This is a genomic window from Microbacterium sp. LRZ72 (assembly GCF_033792225.1).
Taxonomy (GTDB): Bacteria; Actinomycetota; Actinomycetes; order Actinomycetales; family Microbacteriaceae; genus Microbacterium.
Map to the genome: position 1 here is coordinate 260192 of NZ_JANGEX010000002.1, position 17350 is coordinate 277541.

The 17350-nt window shown below is 71.2% G+C and carries 23 protein-coding genes and 2 tRNA genes; 14 read left to right on the forward strand and 11 right to left on the reverse strand.

The window, feature by feature from the left end; translation table 11 throughout:
• Nucleotides 1-41 precede the first annotated feature (41 nt).
• Entirely contained in the window at nt 42-389 is a 348-nt protein-coding gene (locus M4I32_RS03700) for a gamma-glutamylcyclotransferase family protein (protein ID WP_319033138.1), read from the forward strand.
• Nucleotides 390-660: 271 nt separating this feature from the next.
• Here M4I32_RS03700 and M4I32_RS03705 read toward each other — a convergent pair whose 3' ends face one another.
• Together M4I32_RS03705 and M4I32_RS03710 are read right to left on the reverse strand one after the other, a co-directional pair.
• A complete protein-coding gene (locus tag M4I32_RS03705) occupies nt 661-1137 on the reverse strand; it encodes a YbaK/EbsC family protein (RefSeq protein WP_319033139.1) in 477 nt (158 codons plus the stop codon).
• Between the two features lie 28 nt (nt 1138-1165).
• A complete protein-coding gene (locus tag M4I32_RS03710; protein ID WP_319033140.1) occupies nt 1166-2137 on the reverse strand; it encodes an NAD(P)/FAD-dependent oxidoreductase in 972 nt (323 codons plus the stop codon).
• A gap of 157 nt (nt 2138-2294) precedes the next feature.
• Here M4I32_RS03710 and M4I32_RS03715 point away from each other — a divergent pair, with 157 nt between their 5' ends.
• Entirely contained in the window at nt 2295-2780 is a 486-nt protein-coding gene (locus tag M4I32_RS03715; protein ID WP_319033141.1) for a hypothetical protein, read from the forward strand.
• Nucleotides 2781-2823: 43 nt separating this feature from the next.
• Here M4I32_RS03715 and M4I32_RS03720 read toward each other — a convergent pair.
• Nucleotides 2824-2896 (reverse strand) — tRNA-Ala (locus M4I32_RS03720).
• Nucleotides 2897-3059: 163 nt separating this feature from the next.
• Between M4I32_RS03720 and M4I32_RS03725 the strand changes: the two genes are divergently transcribed.
• A complete protein-coding gene (locus M4I32_RS03725; RefSeq protein WP_319033142.1) occupies nt 3060-3242 on the forward strand; it encodes a CsbD family protein in 183 nt (60 codons plus the stop codon).
• Between the two features lie 91 nt (nt 3243-3333).
• Here the strand turns inward: M4I32_RS03725 and M4I32_RS03730 are convergent, their stop codons facing one another.
• The 3 genes from M4I32_RS03730 to galU form a co-directional block, all read right to left on the reverse strand.
• Entirely contained in the window at nt 3334-4206 is an 873-nt protein-coding gene (locus M4I32_RS03730) for a hypothetical protein (protein ID WP_319033143.1), read from the reverse strand.
• Between the two features lie 67 nt (nt 4207-4273).
• Nucleotides 4274-4933, reverse strand: coding sequence for a GNAT family protein (locus tag M4I32_RS03735; protein ID WP_319033144.1), 660 nt, complete (start codon nt 4931-4933; stop codon nt 4274-4276).
• A 33-nt stretch (nt 4934-4966) separates the two neighbouring features.
• A complete protein-coding gene (galU, locus tag M4I32_RS03740) occupies nt 4967-5854 on the reverse strand; it encodes a UTP--glucose-1-phosphate uridylyltransferase GalU (RefSeq protein ID WP_319033145.1) in 888 nt (295 codons plus the stop codon).
• A 104-nt stretch (nt 5855-5958) separates the two neighbouring features.
• On the opposite strand from galU, the gene M4I32_RS03745 reads away from it, so the two are divergent.
• The 3 genes from M4I32_RS03745 to mscL are packed head-to-tail and all read left to right on the forward strand — an operon-like array spanning nt 5959 to nt 7413.
• Entirely contained in the window at nt 5959-6555 is a 597-nt protein-coding gene (locus M4I32_RS03745; RefSeq protein WP_319033146.1) for a 5-formyltetrahydrofolate cyclo-ligase, read from the forward strand.
• A gap of 22 nt (nt 6556-6577) precedes the next feature.
• Entirely contained in the window at nt 6578-6910 is a 333-nt protein-coding gene (locus tag M4I32_RS03750; RefSeq protein ID WP_319033147.1) for an FmdB family zinc ribbon protein, read from the forward strand.
• 38 nt (nt 6911-6948) lie between these two features.
• Entirely contained in the window at nt 6949-7413 is a 465-nt protein-coding gene (gene mscL, locus M4I32_RS03755; protein WP_319033148.1) for a large conductance mechanosensitive channel protein MscL, read from the forward strand.
• A gap of 190 nt (nt 7414-7603) precedes the next feature.
• Here the strand turns inward: mscL and M4I32_RS03760 are convergent, their stop codons facing one another.
• Together M4I32_RS03760 and M4I32_RS03765 are read right to left on the reverse strand one after the other, a co-directional pair.
• On the reverse strand, nt 7604-7807 hold the full coding sequence (locus tag M4I32_RS03760; protein WP_319033149.1) for a hypothetical protein: 204 nt from the start codon (nt 7805-7807) through the stop codon (nt 7604-7606).
• The gene (locus M4I32_RS03765) at nt 7794-11513 is read right to left on the reverse strand and encodes an AAA family ATPase (protein WP_319033150.1); all 3720 of its coding nucleotides are present in this window, start codon (nt 11511-11513) and stop codon (nt 7794-7796) included. The genes M4I32_RS03760 and M4I32_RS03765 overlap by 14 nt, the downstream gene beginning before the upstream one ends.
• Nucleotides 11514-11684: 171 nt before the next feature.
• Here M4I32_RS03765 and M4I32_RS03770 point away from each other — a divergent pair, with 171 nt between their 5' ends.
• The 8 genes from M4I32_RS03770 (at nt 11685) to M4I32_RS03805 (ending at nt 15617) form a co-directional block, all read left to right on the forward strand.
• Nucleotides 11685-12197 (forward strand): methylated-DNA--[protein]-cysteine S-methyltransferase, encoded by a 513-nt coding sequence (locus M4I32_RS03770; RefSeq protein WP_319033151.1) that lies wholly within the window; start codon nt 11685-11687, stop codon nt 12195-12197.
• Nucleotides 12194-12823, forward strand: coding sequence for a DNA-3-methyladenine glycosylase I (locus tag M4I32_RS03775; protein ID WP_319033152.1), 630 nt, complete (start codon nt 12194-12196; stop codon nt 12821-12823). Before M4I32_RS03770 ends, M4I32_RS03775 begins: the two co-directional genes overlap by 4 nt.
• 9 nt (nt 12824-12832) lie before the next feature.
• The gene (locus M4I32_RS03780; protein ID WP_319033153.1) at nt 12833-13186 is read left to right on the forward strand and encodes an Lsr2 family protein; all 354 of its coding nucleotides are present in this window, start codon (nt 12833-12835) and stop codon (nt 13184-13186) included.
• Between the two features lie 158 nt (nt 13187-13344).
• The gene (locus M4I32_RS03785; protein ID WP_319033154.1) at nt 13345-13632 is read left to right on the forward strand and encodes a Fe-S cluster assembly protein HesB; all 288 of its coding nucleotides are present in this window, start codon (nt 13345-13347) and stop codon (nt 13630-13632) included.
• A 175-nt stretch (nt 13633-13807) separates the two neighbouring features.
• A complete protein-coding gene (locus tag M4I32_RS03790; RefSeq protein WP_319033155.1) occupies nt 13808-13975 on the forward strand; it encodes a hypothetical protein in 168 nt (55 codons plus the stop codon).
• Between the two features lie 60 nt (nt 13976-14035).
• A complete protein-coding gene (gene arfB, locus M4I32_RS03795; RefSeq protein ID WP_319033156.1) occupies nt 14036-14473 on the forward strand; it encodes an alternative ribosome rescue aminoacyl-tRNA hydrolase ArfB in 438 nt (145 codons plus the stop codon).
• Nucleotides 14474-14547: 74 nt separating this feature from the next.
• Nucleotides 14548-15009: a phage tail protein gene (locus M4I32_RS03800; protein ID WP_319033157.1), complete on the forward strand. Its 462-nt coding sequence runs from the start codon at nt 14548-14550 to the stop codon at nt 15007-15009.
• Between the two features lie 2 nt (nt 15010-15011).
• Complete coding sequence (locus tag M4I32_RS03805) at nt 15012-15617, forward strand: dihydrofolate reductase family protein (protein WP_319033158.1); 606 nt, start codon at nt 15012-15014, stop codon at nt 15615-15617.
• 18 nt (nt 15618-15635) lie between these two features.
• Here the strand turns inward: M4I32_RS03805 and M4I32_RS03810 are convergent, their stop codons facing one another.
• From M4I32_RS03810 to M4I32_RS03820, 3 genes are all read right to left on the reverse strand, one after another.
• The gene (locus M4I32_RS03810) at nt 15636-16409 is read right to left on the reverse strand and encodes an alpha/beta hydrolase (RefSeq protein ID WP_319033159.1); all 774 of its coding nucleotides are present in this window, start codon (nt 16407-16409) and stop codon (nt 15636-15638) included.
• Between the two features lie 210 nt (nt 16410-16619).
• Nucleotides 16620-16691: transfer RNA gene (locus M4I32_RS03815), tRNA-Arg, on the reverse strand.
• 154 nt (nt 16692-16845) lie between these two features.
• Nucleotides 16846-17343, reverse strand: a complete 498-nt coding sequence (locus M4I32_RS03820) for an HNH endonuclease (RefSeq protein WP_319033160.1) — start codon at nt 17341-17343, stop codon at nt 16846-16848.
• Nucleotides 17344-17350: the final 7 nt, after the last annotated feature.

Genomic DNA, 17350 nt, shown 5'->3' on the forward strand with positions numbered 1-17350 from the left:
AACGATGGCCGCCGACGCCGGTCGGGGCTAATGTGAGCGCTGTGGCGGATGCATCCGGCGCCGACGTCGCCGTCTTCACCTATGCGAGCCTGCGCGAACCCACCGTGCAGCGCGAGACCTTCGGGCGCGTGCTCGACGGCGTCGACGACGTGCTGTCGGGGTACACCGTCGACTATCTCGCCCGCCCCCACGACGGCGGGCCCGACGTCCCGCGCACGCGCCATCTGCTGCGCCGCACCGGCAGTCCGCGCGACAAGGTCGTGGGGCGCGTCGTGCACCTTACCGAGGACGAGGTGGATGCCGCCGACGAGTACGAGATCGTCGGCTACCGCCGCGCGCTCGTCACCCTCGAGTCTGGCACGCGGGCCTGGATCTACCTCGCGCGGTAGGCTCGACCGCCCGCGGGCCGGGGAGCGTGATCTCGAGCGGTAAGGGGGGCTGCTCGAAACCACGCCCCCGCCCCCTCGCGATGGCGGAGGGCCTGCCGTCGTCTCGCTCTTCCCGGGGGTCGACCGGAGGAGTGGAGGCGGCCAGCGGGCCGATCGGGACGCATCCCCAGAACGCGTCCTTCGCATCGTGCAGTTCATAGGTACCGCACTCGCAGCAGCGGCGTCTATGCCTGGCAGCACATCTGTGGAGAATGCGCCGCGATTCGTGCTGTCAGTCCACTTTCGCGACAGTGCCCGCCGTGAGCCGCACGAGCTCGTCGAACGTCAGCTCGACCATCGTGTGCGGGGTTCCAGCGGCCGCCCAGATGCGCGGATGCCGCGCGAGCTCCTCGTCGACGACCGTCGTCAGCGGTGCGGGGTGGCCGGTCGGGGCGACACCGCCGATCGCCTGGCCGGTCGCCGCGCGCACCTGTTCCGCACTGGCACGCGCGATCGTCCCGCGTCCGAGTCGTGCCGCGAGCGCGGCCGTGTCGACGCGATGGGCTCCGCTGGTCATCACCAGCAGCGGCTCGTCGTCGCTCCAGAAGATCAGGCTGTTGGCGACGGCCCCCACCTCGATCCCGAGCGCCGTTGCCGCGGCCGCGGCTGTGGATGCGGCATCCGGGAGGGTGACGATGTCAGATCGGATGCCGGCTGCCGCGAGGCGCTCGGCGACGATTCTGCTGCGGGGCGGAAGATCGGCGCTCACGCGGCCACGATACTGCGCGGCGGGGCGTTCACCGGTCCGCTGCGATCGCGAGCCCGAGGGCATGACCGGACTCCCACGCGGTGCGCGCCGCCGGTTCGCTGCCCCACGCGTCTCCGCACACGGCGCGGCCGCCGGCCCGCGCGTAGGGCTGGTGGCGCCCCGCGGCGGGCCTCGCGAATGACCACCGGTGGGCGAAGGTCCACGCCGGGTCGATGCGGATGCCGAGCGTCTGGCGCACGGCATGCACGACGTCGGGTATCGCTCCGTCGGGGTGGGCCAGATGGCGGCGGGCGAACCCGGCGGTGGTGTGCACGACGAGCACCGGGGCGTCGTCGCCGCGCCGGTCCCCGTCGTCGGCGATGAAGGAGATCTTCGGATCGGCGTTGACGAACACGCCATGCAGGTCGGCATCCCATGCGCGCGTGGACCAGCCGAGCACCACCGCGATGACCGGCTCCCATCCCGCCTCCTTCTCGAGCGCGGCACCCAGCGGCGCAGCATCCTCGATCAGCCGCCGGGCCTGGGGGTCAGGCATCGCGAGCACCACCTCTGCGGCGAGCGCGCTGTCCACGCGCCCCGGCTCGACACTCTCGACCGTCGTGGCGGGGCGGACGTCGACGCCCTGGGCGAGGTCGACGACAAGGCTGCGCAGTCCGCCTGGCGCGGCGTAGCGCACCGGGCCCGTGCTCTCGCCGTTCAGCCCGCGGCCCTCCGCCACGTGAAACGTGCGCGTCCACTCCCGGGCCAGTCCTCGCGTGACCCAGTCGTCCACGACGCCCGCGAAGCCGCTGCCCTCGCGCGCGGTCAGGTACGAGGCGCCGATGTCGACCTGTCGCCCCGCGAGTGTGCGGGCGGCCACACGACCGCCGACCCGCTTGCCCCGGTCGACGACGTGGGCGTGGATGCCGCTGTCGCCGAGCGCCCGCGCGCAGGCCAGGCCGGCAAGTCCGGCGCCGACGATCGTCACGGGGGCGGATGCCGTGGCATCGAGCGAGGTCATCCCCCCATTGTGTCGCGCGCCGCGACACAGACAGCGGCTGCGGCTGCGGCGTCACGCCCGCACACAGACCCCCACGGCCGGCCGCGGTCTTGGGGCTCACACCGCAAGACTGCAACACTGAAGGAGCCACGCACGCCGCTATGTAGGAGAAGCAACCATGCCGAAACTCACGCCCGTCCGTTATGCAGCCACCACCGTCACCCTCGCCGCCGCCTTCTCGCTGGCGGCCTGCGTCGGGTCTCCCACAGAGGACGCGGCGGATCAGCCCCCCGAGGGCGCATCAGCTGAAATGGCCGAGGAGGCGATCGAAGATGCGACGGGCGGAGAAGCGGACGTGGAATTCGGCGAGGTCCCGGAGGGCTTCCCTGACGACGTTCCCCTCGTCTCCGAGAACGTCATTCAAAGCGTCACGATCGACGACGAGAGAGGCAGCGGCACCTCGTTGACCATCTCGGACCCCCGTCCGCCGGCCGAGGTCGCGGAGGCGGTGCGTGAGGACTTCTCCGGATGGGAGGAGACCGCGTGGAGCGACATGGGCGAGATGGTCACCGGGCAGTTCATGCAGGGCGACACAACCGTCATCCTGGCCGTGATCGAGGATGACGGCGGTTCGCACGTGCAGTACATGGTCTTCACCGGCTGACTGCACGCGCCAGCGCTTCTCAGAAATCTGAGACATCACACGGTGGACCTGAGGGGATTCGAACCCCTGACCTCTTCATTGCGAACGAAGCGCGCTACCAACTGCGCCACAGGCCCGTAAGACCTGGAACAGGCTATCACGCCGCTCCGGGTGCCGATGCCGCCGGCCCCACCCGCAATGAAGCTCAGGCGTAGCACGCGCCTCCTCGCCTGACAACCCTCTGCATTCAGGTGGGCGACAGGCGCAGGATGGGCAGACACCTAGCGAGAGGAGGGCACGATGGGTGCTTCCGACGACATGCGGAACAAGGCCGAAGAGCTCAAAGGCAAAGCCAAGGAGGGCTTCGGCGACGCCACCGACAACGACAAGATGCAGACGGAGGGCAAGGCCGATCAGGCCAAGGCCAACGTCAAGCAGGCCGGTCAGGATGCGAAGGACGCGCTGACCGACGACAACAAGTAAGACGCCCCCTGGATGCGGCCCCGCTCAACATCGAGCGGGGCCGCATTCACGTGCGGGGCCGCTCCCCCGAGTGGACGAGGCTCGGGATGCCTCAGCCCGCGGCGCGCTGCCGGAGCAGCTCGCGCACGTGGGCCTCGATCTCGGCGTCGTCGACGCGCCCCATCGCCGCGTATGGCGACGCGGCCGGTGGCGCGGCGGGTGCGCGCAGCGGCACAGGCTCGGGACGCAGCCGGGCGGCGCGTTCCTGCAGCTGAGCCTCGCGCGCGGCTCGGCGCAGATGCTCGTGCGCCTCGGCGGCGTCGAGCTGGGCCGAGGCGCGTGAACCGGCGGCCGAGGCCAGGGGCTGAGGCAGCGGACGGGGCACCCACCCGCGCGGCCGTTCGACCGTGAGAGCAAGGTCCTGCATCGTCGCCGACGTGACGACGGGCGCCTCCTCGACCACGCGCTTCTCGCGACTCGCAGCACGTGCGGCGACGCGAGACATCCGGCCGAGGATCACGAGGCTGAGCCCGGCGAGGACGGCGCCGCCCCACAGCGCCAGCTGACTGCCGGTCTGCACGGTCTGCCACACGCCGACGCCGATGACGGCGAGCCCGGTGAGCAGCAGGGTCGAGGCGAGCAGGCGCGCACGGCGCCGTGCGCGTGCACGTCGGGCGGCGGGCGCACGGCGAGCAGCCTCGACATCCGCGCGCAGTGATTCGAGTTCGGCCGATTGCTTCTCGGCCTGCAGCCGCTTGGCGAGTCGCTGCTGGTGCAGCGCGGTGCGTGCCGACAGCTCCAGTCGCACTTCGCCGGGCGTCTCACTCGTCTCGGCGAGCACACGCAACGCCTGGTTCAGGCGCACGGCGTTGCGCTCGGCGGCGTAGTACCGGTGGCGGCTGTGCCAGGTGGGCAGCAGGTACACCATCCAGAGCGCCACCGCGACCAGAACGATCACCCCGCCGCCCAGCACCTGTCCGCCCATGGCGACCACGGTATGCGAGGCGCCCTGGTTCCGGCCGCAACCCCTCGCGTGTCGCAGCCAGGCAATCTCAGGTGCTGGCGGTGCCCGGCGCGCTCGGCGCCGAGGGAAAGCGGTCGCGGGCGGGCACCGCCGCGGCATCCCGAGGCACCGCGCCGTTGGCCCAGCGGCGCAGCACGCCCTCTGGCACGTCGTCGCGGGTGAGCGCGAAGGCGAAATGATCGCGCCAGTCGCCGTCGATGTGGATGTACCGGCGACGCAGACCCTCGTAGCGGAAGCCGAGCTTTTCGACGACGCGCAGACTCGCCCGGTTCTCGGGGCGGATGCAGATCTCCATGCGATGCAGGTGCAAGGACTCGAAGCACAGATCGGTCGCCATGGCGACGGATGCCGGGGTGATCCCACGGCCCGCGAACCGTTCACTCACCCAGTAGCCGATCGTTGCACTCGCGAGCGATCCTCGCGCTATCCCCCACACGTTCAACTGCCCGGCGATCTCGCCCTCGTACTCCATCACGAGGGGCACGCCGTGCCCGTCGCGATACTGCTGCAGCAGCCGGCGGATGCCCAGGCGCATGTCGAACGACACGGGGCCGTCGGGGCTGGTGGCCTCCCAGGGCTGCAGCCAGCTGCGATTGCTCAGCAGCTCCTGCTGGAGCACACGCGAATCCCGCGAGCGGACGAGCCGGATCGATACGGGTCCGTGCGCGCGCGGCAGGTGGAGTTCCATGCGCAGCACCCCTTCGACCGCGGCGACGAGACGCTATAGTCCCGCCGCGAACTCCTTGAACCAGGGACGCAGCTCGGGACCCAGGTCTTCACGATCGGAGGCGAGCTGCACGATGGCCTTGATGTAGTCCACCCTATCGCCGGTGTCGTAGCGACGACCGCGGAACACGACGCCGTACACGCCGGGACCCGACTCGTCGCCGGCCTGCTCCTCGAGCGCATCGGTCAGCTGGATCTCGCCGCCCTTGCCCGGTCCGGTGTGCTCGAGCACCTCGAAGATCTCGGGGCCGAGCACGTAGCGGCCGATGATGGCGAGGTTCGACGGCGCGTCTTCCTTGGCGGGCTTCTCGACGAGCCCGTTCACCTTGACCACGTCGGGGTCGTCGGTCTGCTCCACCTGAGCGGCGCCGTAGAGGTGGATCTGGTCGGGATCGACCTCCATCAGCGCGACGATCGAGGCGCCGCGCTTCTGCTGCTCCTCGAGCATCTTGGTCAGCAGGGGATCGCGCTCATCGATCAGGTCGTCACCGAGGAGCACCGCGAACGGCATGTCCCCGACGTGCGCCTTCGCACGCAGCACCGCGTGGCCGAGACCCTTGGGCTCACCCTGACGCACGAAGTGGATGTCGGCCATGTCGGACGAGGCCATGACCTTCTCGAGCTTGGAGGTGTCGCCCTTCGTCCGCAGCTTGTCTTCGAGCTCGGGAACCGAGTCGAAGTGGTTCGAGAGGTTGTTCTTGTTGCGACCGATGATGATCAGCACGTCGCGGATGCCAGCCTGCACCGCCTCTTCGACCACGTACTGGATCGCGGGCTTGTCGACGACGGGAAGCATCTCCTTCGGCATGGCCTTGGTCGCGGGAAGGAATCGCGTGCCGAGACCGGCTGCCGGAATGACGGCCTTGAAGTTCGCTGAGGACATGCGCCCATCGTATATTGGCGCACCGACATCTCACGGCCGGGCGCAGGGGGTACGCATTCCCGTCCCTGCGCTGATACGCTCCGCGCCCGCCTAGAATTGTGCGCGTGCCCGATCAGACCGCCGCAGCCAAGAACGCACTCCGCGTGCAGCTGCGTGAACGACGGCGCACGATGTCGCCGGACGAGAAGGATGCGGCATCCGCGGGGCTGACGAACGCCCTCAAGGATCTGGTCACCCGCACGCAGGCGCGCTCGGTGTCGTGCTACATGTCGACGCCGTTCGAACCCGACACCCGCCCTTTTCTGGCCTGGGCCGTGGCGGAGGGGCTGCGCGTGCTGCTGCCGGTGAGCCGCGACGACGGGCTGCTGGACTGGGCGCTCGCCGCGGAGGACGGCCACGAGAACGTCGGGCTGTTCGGGCTGTCCGAGCCCGCGGGCGACGTGGAGGCGCCGCGTGCGCTCGAACACGTCGATCTGATGCTCATCCCCGCTGCGGCCGTCGACGAGTCCGGCATGCGGATGGGATGGGGACGCGGCTACTTCGACCGTGCCCTCGGCGCGCTGACGCGCCAGCCCCCGGTCTACGCGGTCGTCTTCGACCACGAGGTGCTGCCCGCCGTGCCCCATGATCTGCGCGACCAGCCGGTGACCGGCGTCGTGACACCCGCCCGAACGCTCGATCTCGCCGCGCACGCGCGCTGAGGCCCATCCCCGAGGAGACCCCGTGCCCACCTACGCCTACGCCTGCAAGTCCTGCTCGCACCGCTTCGAGACGGTCCAGAGCTTCACCGACCCGACCCTCACGGAGTGCCCCGAGTGCGCGGGCACCCTGCGCAAGGAGTACGGCTCTATCGGCGTCACGTTCAACGGCAGCGGCTTCTACCGCACCGACTCGCGCGCGGGCGAGGGCAAGTCGGGCTCTACGGGCTCGTCGAGCGCGAAGAAGTCCGAGTCGGGCGGCTCGTCCTCCGAATCCGGCACGAAGACGGAGTCGGGCGGTTCGAGCTCGACGTCATCGTCGTCCGCGACGAAGACCGCGGCCCCCGCCGCTTCCTGACGCATCCACACACCCACGAGACCACCTGGGAGTACAGCGTGATCAAGGGATTCAAGGAGTTCATCCTCCGCGGCAACGTCATCGACCTCGCCGTCGCCGTCGTCATCGGGGCGGCGTTCAGCGCGGTGGTCACGGCGATCGTCTCGAGCGTCATCACCCCGATCGTCGCGCTGTTCTACCAGCCGAACGAAGAGGGCCAGGTCGGCCCCACGCTCACCGGCATCTACGGGCAGGAGGTCGTCTTCCCCCTCGGCGACCTGGTCAGCGCCGCCATCAGCTTTCTCGCCGTCGCCGTCGTGGTCTACTTCGTCTTCGTCTACCCGATGAATCACGTCAAGGCGCGCGCGGCCGCGAAGGCCGGGGTCGACAAGCAGCCCGACGAGCCGCAGCTGCCCACCGAGCAGGAGCTGCTCGTGCAGATCCGCGACCTGCTGCAGACACGGCCGGCGACCGATGCCGCTTCCGGCGGCGCCCTCGACCCGGCATCCGGCCCCAGGCCCTGACGGTCCTGCGACTCGCCGCGGGTGGCTGCGGCGTGCTCCCGACTCCTTGCGGCTGCAGTTTTCGGCGGCGGCGCCATCAATTACCGCAGCCGCTGCCGAATACTGCAGCCACAACGACAGGGGCGGCCGCACAGGGCGGGCCGCGCGGGCCAGCGCACGCCGCGCGGAGCACCGGCGGGGCCTCGCCGCGTCAGTAGTGCGGCGGCACGTCCTGCCGCAGGCGCTCGTCGTTCGGGCCAGAGCCGGATGCCGGCGGCACCGCCTTCGGCTCGTTCTCGCTCCCGCGCGGCTCGCCGGTCGCCCCGGGCGCGGGCGTCAGCTTCGCGCGGCGCGCACCGGGGACCCGGACGATCCGCTGGCGGGGGCCGGCGGCATCCGCGTCACTCGATGACATCGATCGGCTGGGTCGAGGTCTCGAGCGCGGGTGGCTCCGGGTCGAGACCCAGGATCGCCCCGATCCGCGCGGCAACCGCGGCCGGGTCGGTGTAGAGGTCGAACGAGTGCACCCGCACGTAGTGCCAGCCCAGGCGGCGCAGCAGCTGCGGGCGCAGGCGCAGGGCTTCACGCAGGGATTCCGAGTGGCGCTCCGGGTCGCTCTCGACGACCACGGCCTTGCCGCCGTGCTGGGCCACGAGCGGCAGCAGTCCGCGGTAGTGCACGTCGACGACGACGCCCAGCGCGCGCAGCTCGGCGGCGAGCCGCCGGGTGAGCGGATCGGCCAGGTCTTCGAGCTGCGCATCGCGGCTCCGGGCCGACATGCCGCCGAGCACCGACATCAGCGTGGCCGCGCCGTGCTCGAGGCGTCCGTCGTCGAAGGCCGACGGGCGGATCGACGACACGATCACCATCGACCGCCGCGCGCGGGTCATCCCGACCGTGAGCAGGCGCTCGCCGTCGGGGGTCGACAGGTCGCCGAAGTCGCTCAGCACGCGACCGTGCTTGGTCAGCCCGTAGCCGAGCGAGAAGACGACGCGGTCGCGGCTCTCGGCGACCGACTGCTCGAGGGTCAGCACCGCGAACGGCTCGGCCGTATCGCGCAGCGCGAATGCGGCCACGTCGCCGCGGCGCGAGAAGGCGGCATTGACGGCGGCGCGCACGCGCTCGGCGTGGCGTGCGCTGGCGGTGATGACCATCAGCGACTCGTTCGGCCGGTTCACGGCGTGCTCGACGACGAGCGTGACCACGCGGGCCACCTCGGTGTCGGGGCTCTCGACCGCGCCCGAGACGGGGTCGGGGGCGCCGAATCCGCCCTCGACGTAGTCGATCGCCAGGCTGCCACGCCCCAGATACGAGCCCGCCCACGGCCACGAGACGATCTCGCCGCCGTAGAAGGCATCGTTCACCAGCTCGGCGAGGTCCTCGCCGCCCGCACGATAGCTGCGCGTGAGCGTGTACACGGGAAGCAGGTCGGCCAGGCGCTCGAAGACCGAGGTGTCGTCAAAGGCCACCTCCGGTTCCTCCTGCGACACGGTGCCCGCGGCGAGCGCGAACGGCGTGGGCTTCTGCGTCACCGGGTCGCCGAGCACCACCACCTGCCGCGCGCGACGGATGGCGGGTGCGGCCTCGGCCAGGTCGATCGCTCCCCCGTCGGCGATGATCACCGTGTCGAAAGCGGGGAACTCCGGCAGCTGCGGCACGTCGTAGGGCGACGCCAGCCACACCGGGGCCAGCACGCGTCCGAGGGTCGGCGCGGCGACGGCCAGGTTCGCCGGCGACGGCTCTCCGCGCGTGAGCATCACCTTGAGCGCGTCCGCCTCGTCGGGGTGATCGACGAGACCGATCTTCCACTCGCGGGCCAGCTGCCAGGCCAGCAGCTTGCCGGATGCCGCGGCGTGCGCCTCGTCGACCAGGCGGAAGTCGCGCTCGAGCCGATCGACGACACCCGTGTTGGCGCCGAGGAGCGACTTGTCGCTGCGCAGCATGTGCTCGAGGGCCGACTGCCACCACGCGTATTCGAGTTCGTTCTCGACGCGGTCGGCGGGCACGTGCCGCACCGACAGCTCCGACAGCAGCGCGCCGAGGCCCATGCGCGACAGTTCGCCGCGCAGCGACGTGCGCTCGATCAGGTTGTCGAGCACGTCGGACTCGGCCGCGAGGCCACCGAGCGTGCGCACCAGGCGCTCGACCGGCAGCGCGGCGAGGCGACGGTCGAGCTCGCGCCCGAGCGGCCCGTCGAGCTCGGCGAGTTCGGCGGCGACCCGCTGCCAGGCCACGTGAACGTCTTCGAGGCCCAGCGGCACCTCGGGCGCGACGCCGGACTCGACGTAGCGCTGCCACTGCGTGCGCTGGCGCTGGATGCGGCTGAGTGCCTCGTGCATATCGGCGACGTGCACGCCAGGGCGCACGTACTCGCGGGCCAGCCGGCGCAGCCGACGGCGTTCGCCGCTGCGCATCTCCGCGCCGTCGCGGCGCGAGCCCACCGCGCGGATGAGATCGCCGAGGGGGCGTTCGAACACCGAGGGGCTGAACCTGTCGAGCGAGTCGCGAATGTCGATGAGCAGCCGCAGATAGTCGCCGAGCTCGTCGATCGAGCCGAAGGGCCGCATCCGGGTCTGGGCGATCAGCTCGTAGCCGCGCTCGAGCAGGCGCGGCACGTCGGTCGTGTTCAGCCGGCGCGCCAGCGCGTGGGCGGTCTGCGCCTCCTGGGTGGTGGAGAACGTGGCGCCGTACCATGGCGAGTCGTCGGGCCCGAAGCGGAATTCGCCCAGCTGTGCGGCAAGCCGCAGCTTCTGCGCCGCTTCGCTGCGGTCGCCGGAGAGTCGCATCAGCGTGTCGAAGTCGAAGCGGGTCGACGCCCGCGCGGAATGGTCGCCCCACTGCAGCCCGGCGAGTGCGCGCACCGTGTCGAGGGGCGTGACCCCGAGACCGTGGGCGGGCGCCGTCAGGGCGCGCCGGTACGAAGAGAGCAGCGTGCGCAGCCGCACGAGCGCCTCGTCGACCTCGCCGAGGGCGGGCGCGGCCGCCTTCTCATTGCGACCGATCGCGCGCACCAGGTCCTTGCCCGCCGTCGCCGGCGCACAGGCGAACCCGGGCAGCCCGATCTGCTGCATCCGGTGGCGCACCCCTTCGATCGTCGAGCGGCGGGCGCTGACGACAAGCACGCGACGCTGGTTCTGCACGAGGGCGCCGACGGCGTTGATGACCGTCTGGGTGCCGCCGGTTCCCGGCAGGGTCTGCACGACGATCGAGCGACCGGCGGTGATCTGCGCGAGCACGTGCTCCTGCTCGGCATCGGCATCCAGCAGCAGGGTGTCGGCGGCGGGCGGCCTCTCGTCGACGCTCGTGGCCCTCGCTTCGGCGGCCTGGGTCGCGAGCGACTCGCGCGCGGCTGCGTGACCGCCCAGGGCGTCGAGCACGACGCTCGGCAGGGTCACGCCGTCGCGGCTCATCGCGCGCCCCACGTCGGCGAAGGTCGACACCACCAGTCGTGGCTGCACCGTGAAGGTGTCGATGTGCGTCGTCAGCTGCCGCAGGCGGTCGATCACGCGCTGCGGCTTGAAGACGCCGTGCTCGTGGGCGAGCGCGGCGAGCGCGGGGCCGTCGAGCGCGATGCCGAAGTGCTCGCGGGCGACCGAGGCGAGCTCGGGATTGATGTGGAAGCCGCCGTAGAGCTTGAGCTCGAAGTCGGCGCCGTGCCGGCGGATCGCGAGCGGCCGCAGCAGCACCGGGGCGGAGTAGGTGACGCCGCCGAGGCGCCACGACGACAACCCGACCGCCAGGTGCACGGCGTCGATCGAGCGCACGGTGCGCAGCTCGACGTTCTTGGCGGTGATCGCCTCGGCCGCCAGGCGGGCCGTGCGCAGCGCGACCTCGTCGCGGAACAGCCCCGAGAGCAGGGTGGACTGCCCCGTGATGAACTGCGGCAGGCTGCCGGGATGCGCGTTGGTGATGTCGATCCCGGTATCGGCGCCGAGCACGAACTGCAGCAGCGGCGAGCGCCCGCCCAGCTGGGCCGCTTCGGCGCGCAGGCGCGACCGGTCCGCGTCCGCGGCGTTCACGACCGTGACGCTCGGGTCAGCCACGCTCAGGTCGTGGGGCGCCACGGCCGTCACCGGCGCGTCTTCGCCCGCAACCACGGCGTTCTCGTCTCCTCGCCACACACGGTCACCCTAAGCGCCGCGAGGCCGGCAAGGCCGCAGGCTGTGCGGGTTTCGCGCGATTCGTGGTAACGCGCCCCCACCGGCCCTCCCCAGCGCGGCGCACACGGGTCTCTCTCCCCACCCGCGGGTTCGTGGCTGACGGCCGCGAACGACGAGCGCGATGATGTCCTCATGCCCTGCGCCTACTCCTTCATCCCGACTCCGATCGGCACCGCGGTCGCCGTACGCGGCGACGCCGGGCTGGCCGCGCTGCAGATCACCCGGGGGCGCCCGGAGCATGCGCTCGAGGCCGCCTTGGCGCGCCTGAAGTCCCCCGGCATCCCCGACGACGCCGAGCTGGCGGATGTCGCGACCTATCTGGCCGGCTACTTCTCCGGGCATCGTGCGGCGTACACGGGCCCGCTCGACCTCGAGCGCCTCAGCCCGTTCACACGAGAGGCCCTCGAGCAGATCCGCCGCATCCCCTTCGCCGAGACCGCCGCGTACGGAGAGATCGCGGCCCTCGCCGGCGCCCCGCGGGGCGGTCGCGCGGTGGGCACTGCGTGCGCAACCACGCCCCTGACACTCGTCGTGCCCGTGCATCGTGTCGTGCGTGCAGACGGCAGCCCGGGCCAGTACGGCGCCCACCCCGAGGTCAAGCGGTGGCTGCTGGCACACGAGGCGGCGCGGGGGGCTGCGGCATGAGCGACGCCGCACCCGATCTGGTCGTCGGGCCCGACGGCCTGGCGCGTCCGCGCTGGGCGGCATCCGACCCGCTGCTGCAGCACTACTACGACACCGAGTGGGGGATGCCGGTGCGCGACGAGCGCGGCGTGTTCGAGCGCCTGAGCCTCGAGGCGTTCCAGGCCGGCCTGTCGTGGGCCCTCATCCTGCGTCGGCGGCCGGCCTTTCGGGCGGCCTTCGCCGACTTCGACCCCGACACGGTCGCCGCGTTCAGGGAGGAGGATGCGCAGCGTCTGCTCGAGGATGAGGCGATCATCCGCAACCGCGCCAAGATCGACGCCACGATCGGCAACGCGCGGGCGACGGTGGCGTTGCGGGAGGAGGGCGGGCTCGCGGAGTTCGTCTGGAGCTTCCGGCCCGAGGCCACGCCTGCGCCCCGCGCTGCCGCGGAGGTGCCGTCCTCCTCCCCCGAATCCGTGGCGCTGGCCCGCGCCCTGAAGTCGCGCGGCTTTCGATTCGTCGGCCCGACGACCGCCTTCGCCCTCATGGAGGCGATCGGCATGGTCGACACCCATCTGGTCGGCAGCCACCGACGCGGAACGAGCGGAATCTGGGGCGAGCACCCGGGAACGGGCGCCGCTCGGTAAGGTGGCGACATGGCCCGCAGAATCGTCCACCAGCTCGTCGATGACATCGACGGAACCACGCTCGAGGTCGGTGAGGGTGAAACGGTGCTGTTCTCCCTCGACGGCACCGCATACGAGATCGACCTGACCGAGGAGAACGCCGCCGCGCTCCGGGGCGCGCTCGAGCGGTACATCTCGGCCGCGCGACCGGTCACCTCCCGTTCTGCGAGCGCGATCTCCTCCCCGCGCCGCCGCCGCGGCGGCGCCCGGCCGGACTACACGGCCGTGCGGGAATGGGCCCGCGCGAACGGTCACCAGGTCTCGGACCGTGGCCGCGTGCCGGCATCCGTTCTCGAGGCGTACGAGCAGGCGCAGAACTCCTGAGGCGCCCCGGCGCTCCCGCACGGCCGCGACGGCATAGGTGACCGCGCCACAACATGGGAATCGGCTCCGAACCGCGGCGTCGACACGCCGAGGGGTTGCATAAGGCCCGGATTCTCGGAATCGTGGCCCCCTCGCCGTCCCTTACGGAAGGAGCACCCATGCTCACTCTCACCGAAAACGCTGCCACAGCCGTCCGCTCGATCGTCGCGCAGGCGCCGGACAGCGACAACGGCGGACTGCGCATCCGCGGCAACGGAACCCCCGAAGCGGGCTACGAGCTGCAGATCGCCCCGGAGCCCCAGCCCGAGGACGCTGTCGTCGAGACCGGCGAAGCACGCGTCTTCCTCGAGCCGGCTGCCGCCACCGAACTCGACGACAAGGTGCTCGACGCACAGGTCTCCGAAGACGGATCGGTGCGGTTCGCCCTCGCCGCTCAGCCTGCCTGAGCCCACGGCTTTTCTGCGAAGCCCCCGTCGTTCATTCGGCGGGGGCTTCGTCGTGCGCGGCAGGCGTGCGCGCGGCGGGGAGGGCACGCTACGCGTGCGGTGCGCACAGCGTCAATCCCCGCGACGGTCCTCCCCCGCGGGGCTACCGTGAGGCGATCGAGGGGAAGGAACTCCGATGTCTCATTCGAGGGATCCCGAAGAAGAGCAGCAGATCACCGAGCCGCCGCAAGAGCCGCGCCCGGATGCGGACGCGGATGCCGCCGCAGAAGCAGGCCCCGCCTCGGACGAGACGGAATCGCTCGCCGATCGTCCGGACATTCCGCCGTCGCCCGACCCCATCTGACGGCCACGCACACGTCGTTCTCCCGAGCCCCGGTGCGCGCTTTCGCGCGATGATGGACGCATGCCCGCTCCGCACCGCCCCGGACTCCGGGTGACGGCCGGCGTCACGATCCCTGAATCCGAGCTGTCGTGGCGGTTCTCGAGGTCGTCGGGGCCCGGCGGGCAGGGAGTGAACACGACCGACTCCCGGGCGGAGCTCGTCTGGGATGCGGCCGGCTCCCGGGCCCTGTCCGCACACCAGCGCGAGCGCGTGCTCGACCGGCTGAGCAATCGACTCGTCGACGGGGTGCTCACGATCACCGCATCCGAGCACCGCGCGCAGGTGCGCAACAGGGATGCCGCACGCGCTCGCCTCGCCGCCACCGTGGCCGACGCCCTGCGGCCGCCCGGGCCCACGCGCCGGCCGACCAAGCCGAGCCGAGGCTCGCAGCAGCGGCGTCTCGACGCGAAGCAGCGGCGCACGAGCATCAAGAAGCTGCGCCGACCGCCCCAGGACTGACATCGACGCCCGGCTTGGCCATCACTAGATTGAAGCCATCGCTCGCGCATCGGAGGGCGGGAAGGGTGACGAGGATGTCGTACGTCGTCGATTTCGTGGATGTGTCAACTATCGGACTCGAGTCGTCTCCGGTCGCCGACGCGCTCGCGGGACTCCGCGCCAACGAGGCGCGCTACTTCAAGAACAAGTACGACCACGTCTTCACGGTCGAACCCGCCGGCGACGCCGCCGACACCATCGCCTGGGTGCACGGGATCCTCGCGGACGAACGCGACATCGTCATCGCCTCGCCGGCGCTCGAAGCCACGGAGTTCGTCGTCGACGGCATCCGCATGGCCTACGTTTTCTACGACAGCGGGCTGTCGATCAACGTCATGTACGCGCTCGACGAGGGCGGAAAGCGTGCGGTGGGATTCAAGCTCTCCGACGGCATGGACGTGCCCGAAGAACTCGCCGCCTTTAAATTCGCACGTCAGCGCTCGAAGCTCGCGGGCACGATCCGCGGCTCGTACTTCGTCATCAAGGGCGAGCACTGAGGATGCCGCACACCACCTGCCACATGTCGGTCTCGCTCGACGGGTTCGTCGCCGGGCCGGACCAGAGCCGCGAGAACCCGCTCGGTGTGCGCGGGCTCGAGCTGCACCGGTGGCACCTCGGCGACGAACGCGCCACCGAGGCCGACGCGGCGGCATCCGGATGGCTGATGCGCCCGCGCGGCGCCTACGTGATGGGCCGCAACATGTTCGGCCCGATCCGTGGCGAGTGGGACGAGGACTGGCGCGGATGGTGGGGACCCGAGCCGCCGTATCGCGCGCCGGTGTTCGTGCTCACCCATCACCCGCGCGAACCGATCGAGATGGACGGCGGAACGACGTTCTTCTTCGTCACGGCCGGGTTCGACGCCGCCTACACGCGGGCGCGAGAGACCGCCGGCAACGATGGTGTGGACATCGCCGGTGGCGCCGCCACGGTGCGGCAGGCGCTGGTCGCCGGGGTCGTGGACGAGCTCAGCCTCGACATTGCGCCGGTGCTGCTCGGCTCGGGTGAGCGGATCTTCGCCGGCGTCGACTCGTTCGGGTTCGAGCCGGTCGAGGTGCTGCACTCGCCGCTGGCGACGCACATCCGCTACGGCCGGGTGGGCTGAGGAGCGGTTCGGCGGACCTCAGGCGCGCTCTCGCACCACGCGGGCGGTCGCGGCGGGGTCGGGTCGATGCATGACCGACTCGGGCACGATGACCAGGTCGGCGGCATCCATTCGCGCGGCCAACTGGTCGGCGGCGGCGATGAGCAAGGGGAACGTCTGCTCGCCGCGCAGGATCGTCACGGGCTTCGACACCGACAGCATCTGGGGCGTGGGCGTCGACAGCTGCGCGGTCAGGCGCGCATCGTAGACGGTCGACTGGGCGAGCGGCACGAGTGCGGGGAACATGTCGCTTTGCCGGATGGACTCCACCATCTCGCGGGGCAGTTTCACGCCCTCGAGCTGGAACGCGACGACGGCATCCTCCCCCTTGCCCTCGTCGACGAGCCGCTGCAGCCGGTCGGCGAGGAGGCGCAGCTGCTCCCCGTCGCCGAAGCCGAAGGGCGGCTCGGAGAGGAACAATCCGCTGATGGGCACGCCCCGCGAGGCGGCGTAGAGGGCGAGCACGCCACCGGACGAGTGCCCGAGCACGGCGGGCTCGCCGCCGACCGCCTCGATGACGGCGGCCAGATCGTCCACCTCGTCTTCGGGGACGGTGCCGCGCTTGTCTCCGCTGGCGCCCCGGCCCCGCCTGTCGATCGTGATCGCGCTGAAGCCGACCTCTGTGAGCGCGCTGGCGAGCGGCGTCCCGTCGGCGGCGACGGAGAAGGCACCCCCGACGATGACGACGGGTGGGCCATCGCCGATCGACTCGAAGGCGATGGTCGTGCCGTCGGCGGATGTCGTCGTCTGCATGCGGTCAGCAAAGCACCGGGGAGCGGCGGCGACAAGGGGCGCGGCGACGCGGCCTGGTTCCCACTGCACGCCCACGTCGAACGCGTGCGGAGGACATCTCGGCGTCGGAGGTGAGAATTCCCCTCCGCGGACCTCCGAACGCGGGATCTCCTCCGCTACGGGATCACAGTCCGGGCGGGCGATGCCGTCACCGGAACGCGCAAGAAAAAGTGCCCCTGGAGGGACTCGAACCCCCAACCGTTTGCTTAGGACGCAACTGCTCTTCCATTGAGCTACAGAGGCTGGCGACTCGAGTCTACCGAGGGTGCCGGCATCCACCCAGCCCGCCGTTCGCGCCCACGGGGCGCCACAGAACGTCGCCTCCGACCCTCCGAGGCGACATTTCTTGGCGACCCGGCACGAGAACGAGCACGCCCCGACCAGCGGATGCCGCGGCTCAGGCCGCCAGCGCCAGGTACGGCTCCCACCGGGGGTCGGTGCGCTCCGCGCCCCGCACCGTCCAGCCGGCGCCGTGCGGGGGCCGCGGCGTCACGCGCAGCTCCCAGCCCATCTCGGCGGGCGTGCGGTTGCTCTTGGTGTTGTTGCACCGCAGGCAGCAGGCGACGAGGTTCTCCCACGAGTCCCGTCCGCCCCGAGAACGCGGGAGCACGTGATCGATCGTCGTGGCGCTCCGGCCGCAGTAGCCGCAGCGGTGTCCGTCGCGACGCAGCACGCCCCGACGGGTCACCGGGACGCGCCGGGCCTGCGGCACCCGCACGTAGCGGGTGAGCACGATGACGGCGGGCCGGTCGAGGGCGCCGCGCACGCCCCAGACGGGATCCCCCTCCGCGCACTCGATCACCGTCGCCTTGGAGTTCATGACGAGCACGAGGGCTCTCTTGAACGACACCACGGCCAGCGGTTCGTATCCTGCATTCAGCACCAGAGTGCGCATCGGTCGG

Bases quoted from the DNA above. Each gene is read 5' to 3' on its own strand.
- M4I32_RS03710 (WP_319033140.1), bottom strand. From the start codon at position 2,137: ATGACCTCGCTCGATGCCACGGCATCCGCCCCCGTGACGATCGTCGGC.
- M4I32_RS03715 (WP_319033141.1), top strand. From the start codon at position 2,295: ATGCCGAAACTCACGCCCGTCCGTTATGCAGCCACCACCGTCACCCTC.
- M4I32_RS03725 (WP_319033142.1), top strand. From the start codon at position 3,060: ATGGGTGCTTCCGACGACATGCGGAACAAGGCCGAAGAGCTCAAAGGC.
- M4I32_RS03730 (WP_319033143.1), bottom strand. From the start codon at position 4,206: ATGGGCGGACAGGTGCTGGGCGGCGGGGTGATCGTTCTGGTCGCGGTG.
- M4I32_RS03735 (WP_319033144.1), bottom strand. From the start codon at position 4,933: ATGGAACTCCACCTGCCGCGCGCGCACGGACCCGTATCGATCCGGCTC.
- galU (WP_319033145.1), bottom strand. From the start codon at position 5,854: ATGTCCTCAGCGAACTTCAAGGCCGTCATTCCGGCAGCCGGTCTCGGC.
- M4I32_RS03760 (WP_319033149.1), bottom strand. From the start codon at position 7,807: ATGTCATCGAGTGACGCGGATGCCGCCGGCCCCCGCCAGCGGATCGTC.
- M4I32_RS03770 (WP_319033151.1), top strand. From the start codon at position 11,685: ATGCCCTGCGCCTACTCCTTCATCCCGACTCCGATCGGCACCGCGGTC.
- M4I32_RS03775 (WP_319033152.1), top strand. From the start codon at position 12,194: ATGAGCGACGCCGCACCCGATCTGGTCGTCGGGCCCGACGGCCTGGCG.
- M4I32_RS03780 (WP_319033153.1), top strand. From the start codon at position 12,833: ATGGCCCGCAGAATCGTCCACCAGCTCGTCGATGACATCGACGGAACC.
- M4I32_RS03785 (WP_319033154.1), top strand. From the start codon at position 13,345: ATGCTCACTCTCACCGAAAACGCTGCCACAGCCGTCCGCTCGATCGTC.
- M4I32_RS03790 (WP_319033155.1), top strand. From the start codon at position 13,808: ATGTCTCATTCGAGGGATCCCGAAGAAGAGCAGCAGATCACCGAGCCG.
- arfB (WP_319033156.1), top strand. From the start codon at position 14,036: ATGCCCGCTCCGCACCGCCCCGGACTCCGGGTGACGGCCGGCGTCACG.
- M4I32_RS03800 (WP_319033157.1), top strand. From the start codon at position 14,548: ATGTCGTACGTCGTCGATTTCGTGGATGTGTCAACTATCGGACTCGAG.
- M4I32_RS03805 (WP_319033158.1), top strand. From the start codon at position 15,012: ATGCCGCACACCACCTGCCACATGTCGGTCTCGCTCGACGGGTTCGTC.
- M4I32_RS03810 (WP_319033159.1), bottom strand. From the start codon at position 16,409: ATGCAGACGACGACATCCGCCGACGGCACGACCATCGCCTTCGAGTCG.
- M4I32_RS03820 (WP_319033160.1), bottom strand. From the start codon at position 17,343: ATGCGCACTCTGGTGCTGAATGCAGGATACGAACCGCTGGCCGTGGTG.